Source organism: Escherichia sp. E2661 (genome assembly GCF_004745185.1).
Lineage (GTDB): Bacteria > Pseudomonadota > Gammaproteobacteria > Enterobacterales > Enterobacteriaceae > Escherichia.
Genome location: NZ_PDIG01000003.1, coordinates 30,294 through 48,678, shown reverse-complemented (window position 1 = coordinate 48,678; position 18,385 = coordinate 30,294). Strand labels below are relative to the sequence as shown.

Annotated in this window: 14 protein-coding genes and 2 pseudogenes; 8 read left to right on the top strand and 8 right to left on the bottom strand. The window is 51.0% G+C overall.

Features of this window, described 5'->3' with window-relative positions:
- The 3 genes from galE to modE all read right to left on the bottom strand — a co-directional run bounded on the left by galE (window position 1) and on the right by modE (window position 3,608).
- Window positions 1-1,017, bottom strand: coding sequence for a UDP-glucose 4-epimerase GalE (gene galE / locus CRI63_RS02450; protein WP_001265443.1), 1,017 nt, complete (start codon window positions 1,015-1,017; stop codon window positions 1-3).
- Between the two features lie 262 nt (window positions 1,018-1,279).
- The gene (modF, locus tag CRI63_RS02445) at window positions 1,280-2,752 is read right to left on the bottom strand and encodes a molybdate ABC transporter ATP-binding protein ModF (RefSeq protein WP_135518407.1); all 1,473 of its coding nucleotides are present in this window, start codon (window positions 2,750-2,752) and stop codon (window positions 1,280-1,282) included.
- A gap of 67 nt (window positions 2,753-2,819) precedes the next feature.
- Window positions 2,820-3,608: a molybdenum-dependent transcriptional regulator gene (modE, locus tag CRI63_RS02440; protein WP_135518405.1), complete on the bottom strand. Its 789-nt coding sequence runs from the start codon at window positions 3,606-3,608 to the stop codon at window positions 2,820-2,822.
- 128 nt (window positions 3,609-3,736) lie between these two features.
- On the opposite strand from modE, the gene acrZ reads away from it, so the two are divergent.
- From acrZ to modC, 4 genes and pseudogenes are all read left to right on the top strand, one after another.
- A complete protein-coding gene (gene acrZ / locus CRI63_RS02435; protein ID WP_000891515.1) occupies window positions 3,737-3,886 on the top strand; it encodes a multidrug efflux pump accessory protein AcrZ in 150 nt (49 codons plus the stop codon).
- A 165-nt stretch (window positions 3,887-4,051) separates the two neighbouring features.
- A complete protein-coding gene (gene modA / locus CRI63_RS02430) occupies window positions 4,052-4,825 on the top strand; it encodes a molybdate ABC transporter substrate-binding protein (protein ID WP_135518403.1) in 774 nt (257 codons plus the stop codon).
- A pseudogene (gene modB, locus CRI63_RS23870) lies at window positions 4,825-5,511 on the top strand (molybdate ABC transporter permease subunit); the annotation flags it as partial. The gene modA and the pseudogene modB, both read left to right, overlap by 1 nt.
- Before the next feature lie 6 nt (window positions 5,512-5,517).
- A complete protein-coding gene (gene modC / locus CRI63_RS23865) occupies window positions 5,518-6,576 on the top strand; it encodes a molybdenum ABC transporter ATP-binding protein ModC (RefSeq protein WP_130258662.1) in 1,059 nt (352 codons plus the stop codon).
- Here modC and ybhA read toward each other — a convergent pair whose 3' ends face one another.
- Window positions 6,577-7,395, bottom strand: coding sequence for a bifunctional pyridoxal phosphate/fructose-1,6-bisphosphate phosphatase (gene ybhA / locus CRI63_RS02420; RefSeq protein ID WP_000213425.1), 819 nt, complete (start codon window positions 7,393-7,395; stop codon window positions 6,577-6,579). It lies immediately after the preceding gene.
- Window positions 7,396-7,549: 154 nt separating this feature from the next.
- On the opposite strand from ybhA, the gene pgl reads away from it, so the two are divergent.
- Complete coding sequence (gene pgl, locus CRI63_RS02415; RefSeq protein WP_000815455.1) at window positions 7,550-8,545, top strand: 6-phosphogluconolactonase; 996 nt, start codon at window positions 7,550-7,552, stop codon at window positions 8,543-8,545.
- A gap of 41 nt (window positions 8,546-8,586) precedes the next feature.
- On the opposite strand, the gene CRI63_RS02410 is transcribed toward pgl, so the two are convergent.
- Window positions 8,587-9,540, bottom strand: a complete 954-nt coding sequence (locus tag CRI63_RS02410) for a LysR family transcriptional regulator (protein WP_135489547.1) — start codon at window positions 9,538-9,540, stop codon at window positions 8,587-8,589.
- 184 nt (window positions 9,541-9,724) lie between these two features.
- On the opposite strand from CRI63_RS02410, the gene CRI63_RS02405 reads away from it, so the two are divergent.
- From CRI63_RS02405 to CRI63_RS02395, 3 genes and pseudogenes are all read left to right on the top strand, one after another.
- On the top strand, window positions 9,725-10,777 hold the full coding sequence (locus tag CRI63_RS02405; protein ID WP_135518399.1) for a 4-oxalomesaconate tautomerase: 1,053 nt from the start codon (window positions 9,725-9,727) through the stop codon (window positions 10,775-10,777).
- Between the two features lie 75 nt (window positions 10,778-10,852).
- Window positions 10,853-12,288, top strand: a pseudogene (locus tag CRI63_RS02400) (anion permease).
- Window positions 12,289-12,470: 182 nt separating this feature from the next.
- Complete coding sequence (locus CRI63_RS02395) at window positions 12,471-14,732, top strand: hydratase (RefSeq protein ID WP_135518397.1); 2,262 nt, start codon at window positions 12,471-12,473, stop codon at window positions 14,730-14,732.
- A gap of 324 nt (window positions 14,733-15,056) precedes the next feature.
- Here CRI63_RS02395 and CRI63_RS02390 read toward each other — a convergent pair whose 3' ends face one another.
- From CRI63_RS02390 to bioA, 3 genes are all read right to left on the bottom strand, one after another.
- Complete coding sequence (locus CRI63_RS02390) at window positions 15,057-16,340, bottom strand: putative acyl-CoA thioester hydrolase (RefSeq protein ID WP_130214915.1); 1,284 nt, start codon at window positions 16,338-16,340, stop codon at window positions 15,057-15,059.
- A gap of 151 nt (window positions 16,341-16,491) precedes the next feature.
- The gene (locus CRI63_RS02385) at window positions 16,492-16,968 is read right to left on the bottom strand and encodes a kinase inhibitor (RefSeq protein ID WP_000767391.1); all 477 of its coding nucleotides are present in this window, start codon (window positions 16,966-16,968) and stop codon (window positions 16,492-16,494) included.
- 58 nt (window positions 16,969-17,026) lie between these two features.
- The gene (gene bioA, locus CRI63_RS02380) at window positions 17,027-18,316 is read right to left on the bottom strand and encodes an adenosylmethionine--8-amino-7-oxononanoate transaminase (protein WP_135518395.1); all 1,290 of its coding nucleotides are present in this window, start codon (window positions 18,314-18,316) and stop codon (window positions 17,027-17,029) included.
- Between the last annotated feature and the right edge of the window lie 69 nt (window positions 18,317-18,385).

Here is an 18,385-nt window from a genome sequence, read left to right as displayed (position 1 = left end):
TTAATCGGGATATCCCTGTGGATGGCGTGACTGCCAGTGCCAGGTGTCCTGCGCCATTTCATCGAGTGTGCGCGTTACGCGCCAGTTCAGTTCGCGATCGGCTTTACTGGCGTCCGCCCAGTAGGCCGGAAGGTCGCCCTCGCGACGCGGTGCAAAATGATAGTTAACCGGTTTGCCGCAGGCTTTGCTGAAGGCATTAACCACGTCCAGCACGCTGCTGCCGACGCCTGCGCCGAGGTTGTAGATGTGTACGCCTGGCTTGTTCGCCAGTTTTTCCATCGCCACGACGTGACCGTCCGCCAGATCCATTACGTGGATGTAATCGCGTACGCCAGTACCATCTTCGGTCGGATAATCGTTACCAAAAATTGCCAGCGAGTCGCGACGGCCTACAGCAACCTGGGCAATGTACGGCATCAGGTTATTCGGAATGCCTTGCGGATCTTCGCCCATATCGCCCGACGGATGCGCGCCAACCGGGTTGAAGTAGCGCAGCAGGGCAATGCTCCAGTCCGGCTGGGCTTTTTGCAGATCGGTGAGGATCTGTTCCACCATCAGTTTGCTTTTGCCATAAGGGCTTTGCGGTGTGCCGGTCGGGAAGCTTTCAACGTATGGAATTTTGGGCTGATCGCCATAGACGGTGGCGGAGGAGCTAAAAATAAAGTTTTTGACGTTAGCGGCGCGCATGGCGCTAATCAGGCGCAGAGTACCGTTGACATTGTTGTCGTAATATTCCAGCGGTTTTTGTACCGATTCGCCAACGGCTTTTAACCCGGCGAAGTGGATCACGGTGTCGATAGCGTGATCGTGCAGGATCTCGGTCATCAACGCTTCGTTACGGATATCGCCTTCAACAAACGTTGGATGTTTGCCGCCTAAACGCTCGATAACAGGCAGTACGCTGCGCTTACTGTTACAGAGGTTATCAAGAATGATGACATCATGACCGTTTTGCAGTAATTGCACACAGGTATGACTTCCAATGTAACCGCTACCACCGGTAACCAGAACTCTCATAATTCGCTCCATTAGGCTTATGGTATGAAATAACCATAGCATAACAAAGATGCGAAAAGTGTGACATGGAATAAATTAGTGGAATCGTTTACACAAGAATTTAGCCGTTTTTTATGTGCGATTAATTTATTATAAAACAGAGGGTTTATGAATGATTGCGCTTTTTATCTGAAAAAAAAGATGCGGTTTCATGCCTGGATGCGTCGAACTGTGGGCCGGATAACGCGTTTACGCCGCATCCGGCACGGTCAGCACTACCGACTCAGTTTATTTTTGTCAGTGCATAGCGATAAAGGTCACCGTCCGGCACGAACTCCAGACGATGGGTAATACAGGCAGGCGCATCTTCAGCATGGTGCGAAACAAACAATAATTGCGTTTCACCTTCGCTAATCAGCACATCAACAAAACGGCGGATAAGCTGGCGATTGAGCGGATCCAGCCCCTGCAATGGTTCATCGAGAATAAGCAACGTTGGATGTTTCACCAGCGCGCGGACGATCAGCGCCAGACGCTGCTGTCCCCAGGAAAGGCTATGGAACGGAGCGTCAGCCGTGCGTTTATCAATGCCGAGAATATCCAGCCACTGCTGCACCAGTTTTTGCTGGCGATCCGAAACTGCCTGATAAATGCCAATCGAATCAAAATAGCCAGAAAGGATCACATTACGCACGGTAGTGCTGACCCGGTAATCCAGATGCAAACTACTGCTGACGTAACCGATATGCTTTTTAATATCCCAGATGGTTTCGCCGCTGCCGCGACGTCGTCCGAAAAGCGTCAAATCGTTGCTGTAACCTTGCGGATGATCGCCAGTAATCAGGCTTAATAATGTCGATTTTCCCGCGCCATTGGGCCCGATAATTTGCCAGTTTTCGCCAGGATTCACCTGCCAGCTAAGGTTATTAAGAATGGGGCGATCGTTATAAGAAACCACGCCGTTGTTCAGCACAATGCGCGGTTCGTTGGCGGGTAAGGCGTGACGTGCTGAAGGTTCATCCGGCTCCGGCAGTTGCACACCTTCAAGCTGTTCGCTATGCGCCAGTTGCGCGACGAGTGCTTGCTGGAGCAGTTCCTCTTTAGCGCCAGTTTCCGCTAACGTGCAATCCGCCAGCACGCCAGCAAACTGGACAAATTCCGGGATCTCATCGAAGCGATTGAGCACCAGTACCAGAGTAATACCGGACTGATGTAACGAGGCGAGTCGCTCAGCCAGCTGCTGACGTGAGGCAACATCCAGGCCATCGAACGGCTCATCAAGAATCAGTAAGTCAGGCTCCGACATCAGCGCCTGACACAGCAGGGTTTTTCGCGTCTCGCCAGTGGAAAGATATTTAAAACGTCGGTCGAGCAGGGCGGTAATGCCGAACTGCTGCGCCAGTTGCGCGCAACGCGGTGCATCCTTAACTTCATCCTGAATGATCTCAGCCGTGGTGCGCCCGGTGTCATCTTCGCCAGGGTCGAGCATATCGGTGTTATTCCGCTGCCATTCGTCGCTGACGAGCTTTTGCAATTGCTCGAAGGAGAGACGAGTGATGTGGGAAAACTGGCTTTGCCGTTCACCTTTCAAAAGCGGAAGTTCCCCGGCCAGCGCGCGGGCCAGCGCTGACTTCCCGCTTCCATTCGAACCGACAAACGCCCAACTATCACCCGCGTTTAACATTAACTGAGGTAATTGCAGCGTTTTTGTGTCGCTAAGACGAAACGTGCCTTGCAAAATTTGCAACAATGACATTTTATATCCCATTTTTTGCAGCGATTACTGACAGGGATACGTGTTTCATAACAAATTGTCAACACGCTTAGCACAGTGTGGCGATAATCACGCTGTCGGCATTAAAGTAGGCCGTGACATTCTGTCCTTGCTCAAGAGAAGCCGCTTCATTTACCGGCACCGTGGCGCACAGGGTTTGCCCGTCGGGTAGCGCCATTAATACTTCGCACTGTTCTGCGCCGCGCTCTATATGGCGAATAATGCCCGGCAATTGGTTGTCGGCACTCTGGGCTACGGTGTCATCCTGGGTAATGTTCACCCACGGCGCTTTCAGCAGAATCAACACTTCTTTGCCTTCATCCAGCCCCAGACGAGCGCCACTTTGCGCGGTAATCGCGACTTTCAGACGTGTTTTACCATCGGCCAGTAAGACATCAACATGCTGTTGAACGTCATCATGATTGCGGGCGGTGATGGTGCCGAACCACTGGTTACGGGCGCTGGTTTGCAGTGAAAAACGTGAGATCGCGGCCAGCAGGCTGTTCAGCGGCAGGGCGTCATCGTCACTTAACACATCAAAGGCTTTTTGCTGGATCTGGGCGAGAAGATCGTAAAGCTGAATCAGTCGCTGACCATAGCGGGTCAGCACAGCACCGCCACCGCCTTTTCCGCCCGTAGCGCGTTCAACCAGCGTATGCTCACTTAACTGATTCATTTCGTTAATGGCATCCCAGGCGCTTTTATAGCTGATACCGGCATCTTTCGCCCCCTGGCTGATGGAACCGGAAAGCGCGATGTGTTTTAGTAGCGAAATGCGGCGTGGGTCGGCAAAGAGCTTTTGTTGAAGCTTAAGGGTGAGAAGGATTTCGGCCTGCATAACAATGTCCTGGCAAAAATCTTATTGTGACGGAAAATGAGCGCCACGCAAAGCTGACCGCACAAAAGGGGAGTGCTTTTCTGTGCTTAACGGTTAGAATAGTCACAGGACTACATCTGGAGTTGACCATGTTAGAGTTATTAAAAAGTCTGGTATTCGCCGTAATCATGGTACCTGTCGTGATGGCCATCATCCTGGGTCTGATTTACGGTCTTGGTGAAGTATTCAACATCTTTTCTGGTGTTGGTAAAAAAGACCAGCCCGGACAAAATCATTGATTCCATGAATGCCCGCTGAGTCGGGCATTTTCTTTTTCTCAACTTCCTGCTTTTCCTGCCGATATTTTTTCTAACTACCTCTCAAAGGTTAGCAATAACTGCTGGGAAAATTCCGAACTTGCCGTTATATTGACGCCTACATAACGTTAAATAAAGGGGTTACAAATGGCTCGTAAATGGTTAAACCTGTTTGCCGGGGCGGCGCTCTCTTTCACTGTTGCTGGCAATGCGTTGGCGGATGAAGGGAAAATCACGGTTTTTGCCGCAGCATCACTGACCAACGCGATGCAGGATATCGCTACGCAGTATAAAAAAGAGAAAGGCGTAGACGTCGTTTCTTCTTTCGCCTCTTCTTCTACTCTGGCTCGTCAGATTGAAGCAGGTGCGCCAGCGGATCTGTTTATTTCTGCCGATCAGAAATGGATGGATTATGCAATTGATAAAAAAGGAATTGATACCGCCACGCGTCAAACATTGCTCGGCAATAGCCTGGTCGTTGTAGCACCGAAAGCCAGCGAGCAGAAAGAGTTCACCATCGACAGCAAAACTAACTGGACTTTGCTGCTGAATGGCGGCCGCCTGGCGGTTGGCGATCCAGAACATGTTCCGGCTGGCATTTATGCGAAAGAAGCTCTGCAAAAACTGGGCGCATGGGATACGCTCTCCCCGAAACTGGCTCCGGCAGAAGATGTTCGTGGGGCGCTGGCGCTGGTCGAACGTAATGAAGCGCCGCTGGGTATTGTCTACGGTTCTGACGCAGTTGCCAGCAAAGGGGTAAAAGTGGTCGCCACCTTCCCGGAAGATTCGCATAAAAAAGTGGAATATCCGGTTGCCGTCGTGGAAGGGCATAACAACGCGACAGTGAAAGCATTTTACGATTATCTGAAGGGACCGCAGGCTGCGGAAATCTTTAAACGTTACGGATTTACAACTAAGTAATGATACTGACCGATCCAGAATGGCAGGCGGTTTTACTAAGCCTGAAAGTTTCTTCCCTGGCTGTGCTGTTTAGCCTGCCGTTTGGGATCTTTTTTGCCTGGTTACTGGTGCGTTGCACGTTTCCGGGCAAAGCTCTGCTCGACAGCGTACTGCATCTACCGCTGGTGTTACCGCCCGTGGTTGTCGGTTACTTGCTGTTAGTTTCTATGGGACGGCGCGGATTTATCGGCGAACGCCTGTATGACTGGTTTGGCATTACCTTCGCGTTTAGCTGGCGCGGCGCGGTTCTCGCTGCCGCCGTCATGTCTTTTCCGTTGATGGTGCGGGCGATTCGTCTGGCGCTGGAAGGGGTTGATGTCAAACTGGAACAGGCCGCAAGAACGCTGGGGGCCGGGCGCTGGCGCGTTTTCTTTACTATCACGTTACCGCTGACGTTGCCGGGAATTATCGTCGGTACAGTACTGGCTTTCGCCCGTTCGCTCGGTGAATTTGGCGCAACCATCACCTTTGTTTCGAACATTCCAGGTGAAACGCGAACCATTCCTTCTGCCATGTATACCCTGATCCAGACCCCAGGCGGTGAAAGCGGCGCAGCGAGACTGTGCATTATTTCTATTGCGCTGGCGATGATCTCCCTGTTGATTTCAGAATGGCTGGCCAGAATCAGCCGTGAACGGGCGGGGCGGCTAATCATGCTGGAACTGAATTTTTCCCAGACCTTGGGCAACCATTGCCTGACTATTAATGAAACGCTGCCCGCCAATGGCATCACTGCTATCTTTGGCGTCTCCGGTGCCGGAAAAACTTCGCTGATTAACGCCATTAGTGGACTGACGCGCCCGCAAAAAGGGCGGATTGTCCTCAATGGTCGGGTACTAAATGATGCCGAAAAAGGTATCTGCCTGACGCCGGAAAAGCGTCGCGTTGGCTATGTGTTTCAGGATGCACGGCTGTTCCCGCATTACAAAGTGCGTGGCAATCTGCGCTACGGTATGGCGAAAAGTATGGTCGATCAGTTCGATAAGCTGGTGGCGCTTTTAGGCATTGAACCGTTGCTTGACCGTTTACCGGGCAGCCTGTCCGGAGGCGAAAAACAGCGTGTGGCAATTGGTCGGGCATTGCTGACGGCTCCGGAATTATTATTGCTGGATGAACCACTGGCGTCGCTGGATCTTCCGCGCAAACGCGAGTTATTGCCTTATCTGCAACGGCTGACGCGGGAAATCAACATTCCGATGCTGTATGTCAGTCATTCGCTGGATGAAATCCTCCATCTGGCGGACAAAGTGATGGTACTGGAAAACGGCCAGGTGAAAGCTTTCGGGGCGCTGGAAGAAGTGTGGGGCAGTAGCGTGATGAATCCGTGGCTGCCGAAAGAGCAACAAAGCAGCATTCTGAAAGTAACGGTACTGGAACATCATCCGCGTTACGCAATGACCGCGCTGGCGCTGGGCGATCAGCATTTATGGGTTAATAAGCTGGATGAACCGCTGCAAGCCGCGCTACGCATCCGCATCCAGGCTTCCGATGTTTCTCTGGTTTTACAACCGCCGCAACAAACCAGCATCCGCAATGTGCTGCGCGCAAAAGTCGTCAATAGCTATGATGATAACGGCCAGGTGGAAGTGGAACTGGAAGTCGGCGGTAAAACGCTGTGGGCGCGAATAAGCCCGTGGGCCAGGGATGAACTGGCGATCAAACCTGGCCTGTGGCTATACGCGCAAATTAAAAGTGTGTCGATAACCGCCTGATTAAATCAGGTGGCTATAAATAAACTGGGCGATGCTGTCGGTGGTATTGTCACCAATCACGATATTGGCGCGTGCTTTTACCGCGTCATCGGCATTGCCCATCGCTACACCCGTTCCGGCAGCCTCGAGCATACTGATATCATTGAAGTTATCGCCGAATGCGACTACGTTTTCCATCGACCAGCCTTGCGCCTCAACCCATTTCGTCAGGCGTTTGCCTTTACTGTTGCCGCCGCGCGCAATATCAACCTGATCGTGCCAGGACCATTCACACTCCAGACCCAACTCATGTTCAACATGCTTACCAAAATGCTGTAACTGCGGCAGGTCATCGTGCGTCAGAGCGAACTTCCACACGGCGTTAACTTGTTGCGCCGTTTCAGCCAGAGAAGCGACTTGTGTGAAAGTCGGGCGCTGTTCCGGCGGCAAAGTCTGCGCCCAGTTAGACGTGCGAATGACATGTCCGGTCGGATGCTCATAGACCATTGCGTCATCCACATACATCAGACCGTGAATGTGGTGTTCATTCAGCATCTCAATGAGTTGCAGGGCTTTGTTAACGGGCATTGGATCGGCTTCAAGCACAGTTTTTGCATGATAATCATACAAATAGGTGCCATTACAGCAAATAGCAGGTGTATCCAGCGCCAGCGCCTGATAAAAAGGATGAATAGCGACGTGATGGCGACCCGTGACGATAATCAATTGGTAACCTGCTTCGCGAGCGCGGGCAAGCGCTTCAATCGATGAGGGAAGCAGAGTCTTTTTCGGGGTCAATAAGGTGCCGTCTAAGTCGAGAGCAATCACGCGTGTGGTCATGGCGTTTTCCAGATTAAGGTTAAGAATTTTCGTCTGCGAGAATGGTACACCGATACCACTATCGGACAAAATTCTGCGTTTTAATTCAGCATTCACCGCCAAAAGCGACTAATTTTAGCTGTTAAAGTCAGTTGCTAAATGCAAAGGAGCATTCATGAAGCAAACAGTTTATATCGCCAGCCCTGAGAGCCAGCAAATTCACGTCTGGAACCTGAATCATGAAGGCGTGCTGACGCTGACACAGGTTGTCGATGTGCCGGGGCAGGTGCAGCCAATGGTGGTCAGCCCGGATAAACGTTATCTCTATGTTGGTGTTCGCCCTGAGTTTCGCGTCCTGGCGTATCGTATCGCCCCGGACGATGGCGCACTGACCTTTGCCGCAGAGTCTGCGCTGCCGGGTAGCCCGACGCATATTTCCACCGATCACCAGGGGCAGTTTGTCTTTGTAGGTTCTTACAATGCGGGTAACGTGAGCGTAACGCGTCTGGAAGATGGCCTGCCAGTGGGCGTTGTCGATGTGGTTGAGGGACTGGACGGCTGTCATTCCGCCAATATTTCACCAGATAACCGCACCCTGTGGGTTCCGGCATTAAAGCAGGATCGTATTTGCCTGTTTACGGTCAGCGATGACGGTCATCTGGTGGCGCAGGACCCGGCAGAAGTGACTACCGTTGAAGGGGCCGGTCCGCGTCATATGGTGTTCCATCCAAACGAACAATATGCATATTGCGTCAATGAGTTAAACAGCTCAGTGGATGTCTGGGAACTGAAAGATCCGCACGGCAATATCGAATGTGTCCAGACGCTGGATATGATGCCGGAAAACTTCTCCGACACCCGTTGGGCGGCAGATATTCATATCACCCCGGATGGTCGTCATTTATACGCCTGCGACCGTACCGCCAGTCTGATTACCGTTTTCAGCGTTTCGGAAGATGGCAGCGTGTTGAGTAAAGAAGGCTTCCAGCCAACGGAAACTCAGCCGCGCGGCTTTAATGTTGATCACAGTGGCAAATATCTGATTGCTGCCGGGCAAAAATCGCACCATATCTCGGTATACGAAATTGTCGGCGAGCAGGGGCTGCTGCATGAAAAAGGCCGCTATGCGGTAGGGCAGGGGCCAATGTGGGTTGTGGTGAACGCACACTAACCGCTGATTTACCCGGCGCTGAATCTCCTGCGCCGGGAGTATTAGCCCATCTCCTGTAACGCGTGTCTCTGGCGTTCGACGATATTGGTCCACAAATTGTCTTTATCGTCAGTCCATAAATTAATCAGCAAGGCAAAAAAGCGTTCTGCTGCTGGAGAAAGTACGGCATCTTTACGGCGAATTATTCCCAATGTTCGACGTATAACGGGTTCCACCAATGGGATACCAATAATCGAAGAATAGGGCGCATGAGGCATTGCCAGGCCAGGAAGCGCCGAAATCCCCAGTCCCGCTTCCACCAATCCTAATGACGTCGAAAGATGACGCACTTCATAAAACCAGTCCAGTTTCCAGGGCTTATCGGACAATTTTTGCTCAATCAGCAGTCGGTTGCCGCTGGAGGAACGCACGCCAATCATTTTGTAACCTACTAACTCCTGCCATTCCACCAGCTGCTTTTTGGCCAATGGATGGTCACGCCGACAGGCCAGCACGAACGGCTCATTGACCAGTGGGGTAAAGTCAATGGATGAATTTGTGACATTGTTCATGTTTATGCCAAAGTCAGATTCATTGCACAGCACCGATTCCATGCAATTATTCGTGCCTTGTTCCAGAATCCGCACTTTAATATTGGGATACAGCTCATTAAATTTACCGATTGCCAGTGGTAAAAAATAAAATACCGCGGTCGGAATACACGCTAACGTCACCATACCACGATGATAAGCATTCATATCGCGAATACTAAAAAGCGTTTCATCGAATTTCTTTATTAATTCCCGAGCCTCCGGGAGCAACCTTTTTCCTGCTTTTGTTAACGTAACCTTGCGAGTTGTACGCTCAAAAAGTTGAATGTGTAAATCTTCTTCCATCTTTTTTATTCTGCGCGTTAATGCAGGTTGCGTAATATTAAGTAATTTAGCAGCATTGTTAAATGAACTGGACTCTGCCAGCGTAACAAATGCCTTCATACTTGATAATTCATGCTTCATTATTACTCCGAAAAATGGAAGCGGTGCGTTTTAGTGATTTACAGTTAAACAGTTTAACTGCAATTTAATCACTTAAATTAATGAAAAAAATGTTATTAATCGTGGAGCTAAAGTCATTAGAGATGCTTTGCCCTTAATGTAACCATATCGCAATAAGTTATGTTTTTAAATTGAGGGCATTATTATGAAAAAAATACCCTGCGTGATGATGCGAGGTGGAACCTCGAGGGGCGCGTTCCTGTTAGCGGAACATTTACCCGAAGATCAAACGCAGCGCGATAAAATATTGATGGCAATTATGGGTTCCGGTAACGATCTGGAAATAGACGGTATCGGCGGCGGTAATCCGCTGACCAGTAAAGTCGCCATTATTAGCCGTTCCGACGATCCGCGTGCTGATGTCGATTATCTGTTTGCTCAGGTTATCGTCCATGAGCAGCGTGTCGATACGACACCCAACTGCGGCAATATGCTGTCTGGGGTTGGGGCATTCGCCATTGAAAATGGTTTGATTGCCGCGACATCACCGGTCACCCGTGTGCGTATCCGCAACGTCAATACTGGTACGTTCATCGAAGCTGATGTGCAAACGCCAAATGGTGTTGTCAAGTACGAGGGTAGCGCCAGAATTGATGGTGTGCCAGGGACAGCCGCACCGGTCGCTCTCACTTTCCTGAATGCCGCAGGAACAAAAACCGGAAAAGTCTTCCCGACTGATAAACAGATTGATTATTTTGACGATGTTCCAGTGACCTGTATTGATATGGCGATGCCAGTCGTCATTATTCCGGCTGAATATCTGGGCAAAACAGGCTATGAATTACCGGCGGAACTGGATGCCGACAAAGCATTATTAGCCCGCATTGAATCTATCCGTCTGCAAGCGGGTAAAGCAATGGGCTTAGGCGATGTCAGTAATATGGTTATCCCTAAACCTGTGCTTATTTCTCCAGCGCAGAAAGGCGGGGCAATTAATGTGCGTTATTTTATGCCGCATTCTTGCCATCGCGCGCTGGCGATAACTGGCGCTATTGCTATTTCCAGTAGCTGTGCATTGGAAGGCACCGTCACCCGACAAATCGTCCCTTCTGTGGGGTACGGCAATATCAATATTGAACACCCCAGTGGTGCGCTTGACGTTCATTTAAGTAATGAAGGTCAGGATGCCACAACGTTACGTGCATCTGTTATTCGGACGACCAGAAAAATATTTTCCGGTGAAGTTTATCTTCCCTGAAAAATTTTGTTGGCGTGATAAGGACAATCAATAAAGGACTTCTGTATGAGTCATACAGAAAGAACAGGATTTTAAATGAATAAGAAATCGTTATGGAAGCTAATTCTGATATTAGCGATCCCATGTATTATTGGCTTTATGCCAGCCCCGGCAGGATTAAGCGAACTGGCATGGGTACTTTTTGGTATTTACCTGGCGGCGATTGTGGGGCTGGTTATCAAGCCTTTCCCGGAACCTGTCGTACTGTTAATTGCCGTTGCTGCCTCAATGGTGGTGGTCGGTAACTTATCTGACGGTGCGTTTAAAACCACCGCCGTATTAAGCGGTTACTCTTCAGGTACCACCTGGCTGGTGTTCTCGGCGTTTACCTTAAGCGCCGCATTTGTGACCACCGGCTTAGGCAAACGTATTGCCTATTTGCTGATTGGTAAAATTGGTAGCACTACCCTGGGTCTGGGTTACGTTACGGTATTCCTCGATCTGGTACTGGCTCCAGCAACACCGTCTAACACCGCGCGTGCGGGCGGCATTGTATTACCGATCATCAACAGCGTGGCAGTGGCTTTGGGGTCAGAACCTGAAAAAAAGCCCGCGTCGTGTCGGACATTACTTGATGATGTCCATTTACATGGTCACCAAAACCACCAGCTATATGTTCTTTACCGCAATGGCAGGGAACATTCTGGCGCTGAAAATGATCAACGACATTCTGCACCTGCAAATTAGCTGGGGGGGGATGGGCGTTGGCCGCCGGTTTGCCGGGTATCATTATGCTGCTGGTCACTCCGCTGGTGATTTACACCATGTATCCGCCAGAAATTAAAAAGGTGGATAACAAAACCATCGCCAAAGCGGGCCTTGCTGAACTGGGGCCGATGAAAATCCGTGAAAAAATGCTGCTCGGTGTCTTTGTGCTGGCGCCGCTGGGCTGGATTTTCAGTAAAACGCTCGGGGTTGATGAATCCACTGTGGCAATCGTTGTTATGGCGACCATGCTGCTGCTGGGTATCGTTACCTGGGAAGACGTGGTTAAAAATAAAGGCGGCTGGAATACCTTAATCTGGTACGGCGGTATTATCGGCTTAAGCTCCTTATTATCGAAAGTTAAATTCTTCGAATGGTTAGCTGAAGTCTTTAAAAATAACCTGGCATTTGATGGTCACGGTAACGTTGCTTTCTTCGTTATTATTTTCCTTAGCATCATCGTACGTTATTTCTTCGCTTCCGGTAGTGCCTATATCGTTGCCATGTTACCGGTATTTGCCATGCTGGCGAACGTCTCCGGTGCACCGTTAATGTTAACCGCGCTGGCACTGTTGTTCTCCAACTCCTACGGCGGCATGGTTACTCACTATGGTGGCGCGGCTGGTCCGGTCATCTTTGGTGTGGGTTACAACGATATTAAATCCTGGTGGTTGGTCGGTGCGGTACTGACGATATTAACCTTCCTGGTGCATATCACCCTCGGCGTGTGGTGGTGGAATATGCTGATCGGCTGGAACATGCTGTAAATATACTCGTCATACTTCAAGTTGCATGTGCTGCGTCTGCGTTCGCTCACCCCAGTCACTTACTTAAGTAAGTGACTGGGGATTCACTCGCTTGTCGCCTTCCTGCAACTCGAATTATTTAGAGTATATCCATTTATTATCTTTCTGCGCACTTCACGGTGCGCAGATATCTGGAGCATTTGATGACCAAGTTATCTGAAAAAGGCGTGTTTCTCGCCAGTAATAACGAAATAATTGCCGAAGAACATTTCACCGGCGAAATAAAAAAAGAAGAAGCAAAAAAAGGCACTATTGCCTGGTCTATTCTCTCTTCTCATAATACGTCCGGAAATATGGATAAACTTAAAATTAAGTTTGATTCATTAGCCTCTCACGATATTACCTTTGTTGGTATTGTACAGACCGCTAAAGCGTCCGGTATGGAACGTTTCCCGCTGCCGTATGTGCTGACCAACTGCCATAACTCACTCTGTGCTGTGGGCGGCACCATTAACGGTGATGACCATATTTTTGGTTTATCGGCGGCTCAGCGTTATGGCGGTATTTTTGTGCCTCCGCACATTGCGGTCATCCATCAATATATGCGTGAGATGATGGCAGGCGGCGGCAAAATGATCCTCGGGTCAGACAGCCACACCCGTTACGGTGCATTAGGGACAATGGCAGTCGGTGAGGGCGGCGGCGAGCTGGTAAAACAACTGCTTAATGACACCTGGGATATCGACTATCCGGGCGTGGTTGCGGTGCATCTGACCGGAAAACCTGCGCCGTATGTGGGGCCGCAGGATGTGGCGCTGGCGATTATCGGCGCCGTGTTTAAAAACGGCTACGTCAAAAACAAAGTGATGGAATTCGTAGGTCCCGGTGTTGCTGCGCTCTCTACCGATTTCCGTAACAGCGTTGACGTAATGACCACTGAAACGACCTGTTTAAGTTCTGTCTGGCAAACTGATGAAGAAGTGCATAACTGGCTGGCGCTTCACGGTCGCGGCCAGGATTACTGCCAGCTTAACCCTCAACCGATGGCGTACTACGATGGCTGCATCAGCGTTGATTTAAGTGCCATCAAACCAATGATTGCGCTGCCGTTCCATCCGAGCAACGTGTATGAAATCGACACGCTGAACCAGAACCTGACCGACATTCTGCGTGAGATTGAAATTGAGTCCGAACGCGTGGCGCACGGTAAAGCCAAACTCTCGCTGCTGGATAAAGTGGAAAATGGTCGCCTGAAAGTGCAGCAGGGGATTATCGCGGGCTGTTCTGGCGGTAACTATGAAAACGTTATCGCCGCAGCAAATGCGCTGCGCGGTCAATCCTGTGGCAATGACACCTTCTCGCTGGCGGTTTACCCGTCATCACAGCCGGTGTTTATGGATCTCGCCAAAAAAGGTGTGGTAGCAGATTTGATTGGCGCAGGTGCAATCATCAGAACCGCGTTCTGCGGCCCATGCTTTGGCGCGGGCGATACGCCAATCAACAACGGTTTGAGTATTCGCCACACCACACGTAACTTCCCGAACCGCGAAGGCTCTAAGCCAGCCAATGGGCAGATGTCAGCGGTGGCGTTGATGGACGCTCGTTCTATCGCTGCGACTGCGGCAAACGGTGGCTATTTAACCTCTGCCAGCGAACTCGATTGCTGGGACAACGTGCCGGAGTACGCCTTCGATGTAACGCCGTATAAAAACCGTGTTTATCAGGGCTTTGTTAAAGGGGCGACTCAGCAACCGCTGATCTACGGACCGAACATCAAAGACTGGCCGGAATTGGGCGCGCTGACTGACAATATCGTCCTCAAAGTGTGCTCGAAGATCCTCGACGAAGTGACCACCACTGACGAATTGATTCCTTCCGGTGAAACCTCTTCGTATCGTTCAAATCCGATTGGTCTGGCGGAATTTACCCTGTCACGCCGTGATCCGGGTTATGTTGGCAGAAGTAAAGCCACTGCCGAGCTGGAAAATCAGCGTCTGGCGGGGAATGTCAGCGAACTGGCAGACGTTTTTGCGCGCATTAAGCAGATTGCTGGTCAGGAAAATAATGATCCGCTGCAAACTGAAATTGGCAGCATGGTCTATGCGGTCAAACCAGGCGATGGTTCTGCGCGTGAGCAGGCTGCGAGCTGCCAGCGAGTGATTGGCGGTCTGGCGAATATTGCCGAGGAGTACGCGACTAAACGCTACCGTTCTAACGTCATCAACTGGGGGATGTTACCGCTGCAAATGGCGGAGGCACCGAACTTTGACGTAGGTGATTACATTTACATCCCTGGCATTAAAGCGGCGCTGGATAATCCAGGTACGACATTTAAAGGTTATGTGATCCATAAAGATGCGCCGGTAACGGAGATTACGCTCTATATGGAAAGTCTGACTGCTGAAGAGCGCGAGATTATCAAAGCGGGTAGTTTGATTAACTTCAATAAAAACCGTCAGATATAAAAAGCGCCATGTGAATGTAGGTCGCATCCGGCACTTATTGTCGGATGCGATGCTTGCGCATCTTATCCGACCTACAAATCGCATCGAGCCGTAGGCCGGATAAGGCGTTTACGCAGCATTCGGCACTTATTGTCGGATGCGATGCTGGCGCATCTTATCCGACCTACAAATCGCATCGAACCGTAGGCCGGATAAGGTGTTTACGCCGTATTCGGCACTTATTGTCGGATGCGATGCTGACGCATCTTATCCGACCTACGAATCGCATCGAACTGTAGGCCGGATAAGGCGTTTACGCCGCATCCGGCAAATAGTTAATAGCTCTTACTTCTTAGCTTCTGCAACCACTTTGCTACCCACGCCGCGGTTATTGTATTCCCACATGCGGTTGTAGTTAGTGTCGTTCAGATTGCGCTGTACTTCGTCGCTATCGTCAACACTGCCGGTATTACCCGCAAATGGACGATTGGAAATCACCGCATCGGCCCACGGTTTAGCCGTGTTAAAACCTTCGTTGATGGCGCTATCACGGATCACCACCTGACCGTTGGTATTAGCATCAACATCCAGCGAGCGGCCCAGTTGCGCCACGCCATCACCGGAAGCATTGAAACGGCTGTTTACGGCGAGGAAACCGTAATAGATGTTAGACAGCGTAGCCGGTGCAAACACATACGCTTCTTGCTGGGTACGGGAGTTCACCACGCGGAATTCGGTGTTATCGAACACCACCGCGCCGCGACCAGAAACGATATCCACATCCCCTTCAATGTAGCTGTTGGTCACCAGCGTACGCGGTTGACGATTGGTTTCCAGACGGTTTTGCACACCACTGTTGGTGACAAAAAAGGTGTTCTGACGACCGAGAATGTTGACGTTATTGATCTGCACTTTGTCGCCATCAGTACGTAGTGCCACCGCCGGATGGTTACCCGCATCTACGCTATCGCCCAGCGTGTTTTCGATGGTCAGGTTTTGCAGTTGCAGGCCATTGTTTTGTGACCAGAAGACCGCAGAGCAGAGAACACCGATACTGTCGCTGCGTTTGCTCTGGCAGCTATCGTACATATACCACGCTGGTTTACCTGGCATATATTTGCCGCGCGGGTTGACGTCGTGACGCCAGTCGGCAGGGCTCATGCCACCATCAAGTGAAAGCCCAATCTTCACATCAATCGGTTTTTCGCCTGTACCGTACAGAGTAATTCCACCCGGAGCGGCAGGGACATAGACCGTGCCTTCATACTCACCAGGCATCACGGCAATATACTGGCGCTTGTTGGTACGCTTGATAATTGCCGCATCCACCGCTGCCTGAATCGTGGTATGCGTTACACCTTGGGTACCCGCCGGGCCGACAACAAAGTCAGGTTGCGCAGGCAGGGTAATCGGGGAAGGATTCCACGCTGCAGCACCAGGCGTCAGGGACGCAAAATAGTGTTGAGCATCGAAATTCTGCGCTTCTTTTGCCGACAGAATCGGGCGAGAAGAGGTACCAGGCGCGGTTTGATCTGAAGGACGTTGATCGGGCGGTGTTGAGCTACAGGCGGTCAGCGTCACGCCAAAAGCCAATGCCAGCGCCAGACGGGAAACTGAAAATGTGTTCACAGGTTGCTCCGGGCTATGAAATAGAAAAATGAATCCGTTGAAGCCTGCTTTTTTATACTAACTTGAGCGAAACGGGAAGGTAAAAAGACAAAAAGTTGTTTTTAATACCTTTAAGTGATACCAGATGGCATTGCGCCATCTGGCAGAGTGATTAACTGAACATTGCCGTAATCGAGGCGCTGGCCAGAGAGTGGAAATGAACGTTAAACCCGACCATCGCGCCGCTGGCGCCTTCATCGACATCAATACGTTCTACATCCAGCGCGTGAACGGTAAAAATGTAGCGATGGGTTTCGCCTTTCGGCGGCGCAGCGCCATCGTACCCGGTTTTACCAAAGTCGGTACGCGTCTGCAAAACGCCGTCTGGCATTGCTACCAGACCAGAGCCAAACCCTTGCGGTAATACGCGGGTATCAGCGGGTAAGTTAACAACTACCCAGTGCCACCAGCCGGAGCCGGTTGGCGCGTCCGGGTCATAGCAGGTGACAACAAAACTTTTCGTTCCCGCAGGAACATCATCCCACGCCAGATGCGGCGAAATATTATCGCCATCGTAACCCATGCCGTTAAAGACATGACGATGCGGCAGCTTATCGCCATCGCGCAGATCGTTACTGATGAGTTTCATGAACCCTCCTTTTTTGTTTGCAGAAAGTGTAGCCAGAAACCCTCACGCTGACTTCCCGTTATTGGCAAAAAAATGTTTCATCCTGTACCGCTCGGTTAACTGCTGCGGTCAGGCGCTGCAACTGTTGCGGGCGAATAATATAGGGCGGCATCAGGTAAATCAGTTTGCCAAAAGGCCGGATCCAGACGCCCTGTTCGACAAAGAATTTTTGCAGTGCTGCCATATTCACCGGGCGAGTGGTTTCAACCACACCAATTGCTCCCAGCACGCGCACATCGGCAACCATTTCGGCATCACGGGCGGGGGCAAGTTGCTCGCGCAGCTGTACTTCAATAGCCGCCACCTGCTGCTGCCAGTCGCCAGATTCGAGAATCGCCAGGCTGGCGTTTGCTGCCGCGCAGGCCAGCGGATTGCCCATAAAAGTTGGCCCGTGCATAAAGCAGCCGGCTTCGCCGTTACTGATGGTTTCCGCAACCTCGCGCGTGGTGAGCGTGGCGGAAAGGGTCATTGTGCCGCCGGTTAAGGCTTTACCGAGGCACAAAATGTCCGGCGCGATTTCTGCATGTTCACAGGCAAACAGTTTGCCGGTACGACCAAATCCGGTGGCTATCTCGTCGGCAATCAGCAAGATACCTTCGCGATCGCACATTTTGCGGATTCGTTTTAACCATTCCGGATGGTAGATGCGCATCCCGCCTGCGCCCTGGACAATCGGTTCAATGATCACCGCCGCGATTTCATGACGATGCGCCGCCATCAGGCGGGCAAAGCCCACCATATCGCGCTCATCCCATTCGCCATCCATGCGGCTTTGTGGAGCCGGAGCAAACAAGTTTTCCGGCAGATATCCCTTCCACAGGCTGTGCATTGAGTTGTCCGGGTCGCACACCGACATCGCGCCAAAGGTATCGCCATGATAACCATTGCGGAAGGTCAGAAAACGCTGGCGCGCTTCGCCTTTGGCCTGCCAGTACTGCAACGCCATTTTCATCGCGACTTCTACCGCAACGGAACCGGAGTCCGCGAGAAAAACGCACTCCAACGGTTGCGGCGTCATTGCCACCAGTTTGCGGCACAGCTCAATGGCCGGCGCATGGGTGATACCGCCAAACATCACATGCGACATAGCATCAATTTGCGTCTTCATCGCCGCATTAAGCTGCAGGTGATTGTAGCCGTGGATCGCCGCCCACCAGGACGACATACCGTCAACCAGGCGTCTGCCGTCAGACAAAATTAGCTCGCAACCTTCGGCGCTCGCCACCGGATAAACCGGCAGCGGGGAGGTCATGGATGTGTATGGGTGCCAGATATGGCGTTGGTCAAAGGCAAGATCGTCCGTTGTCATAATCGACTTGTAAACCAAATTGAAAAGATTTAGGTTTACAAGTCTACACCGAATTAACAACAAAAAACA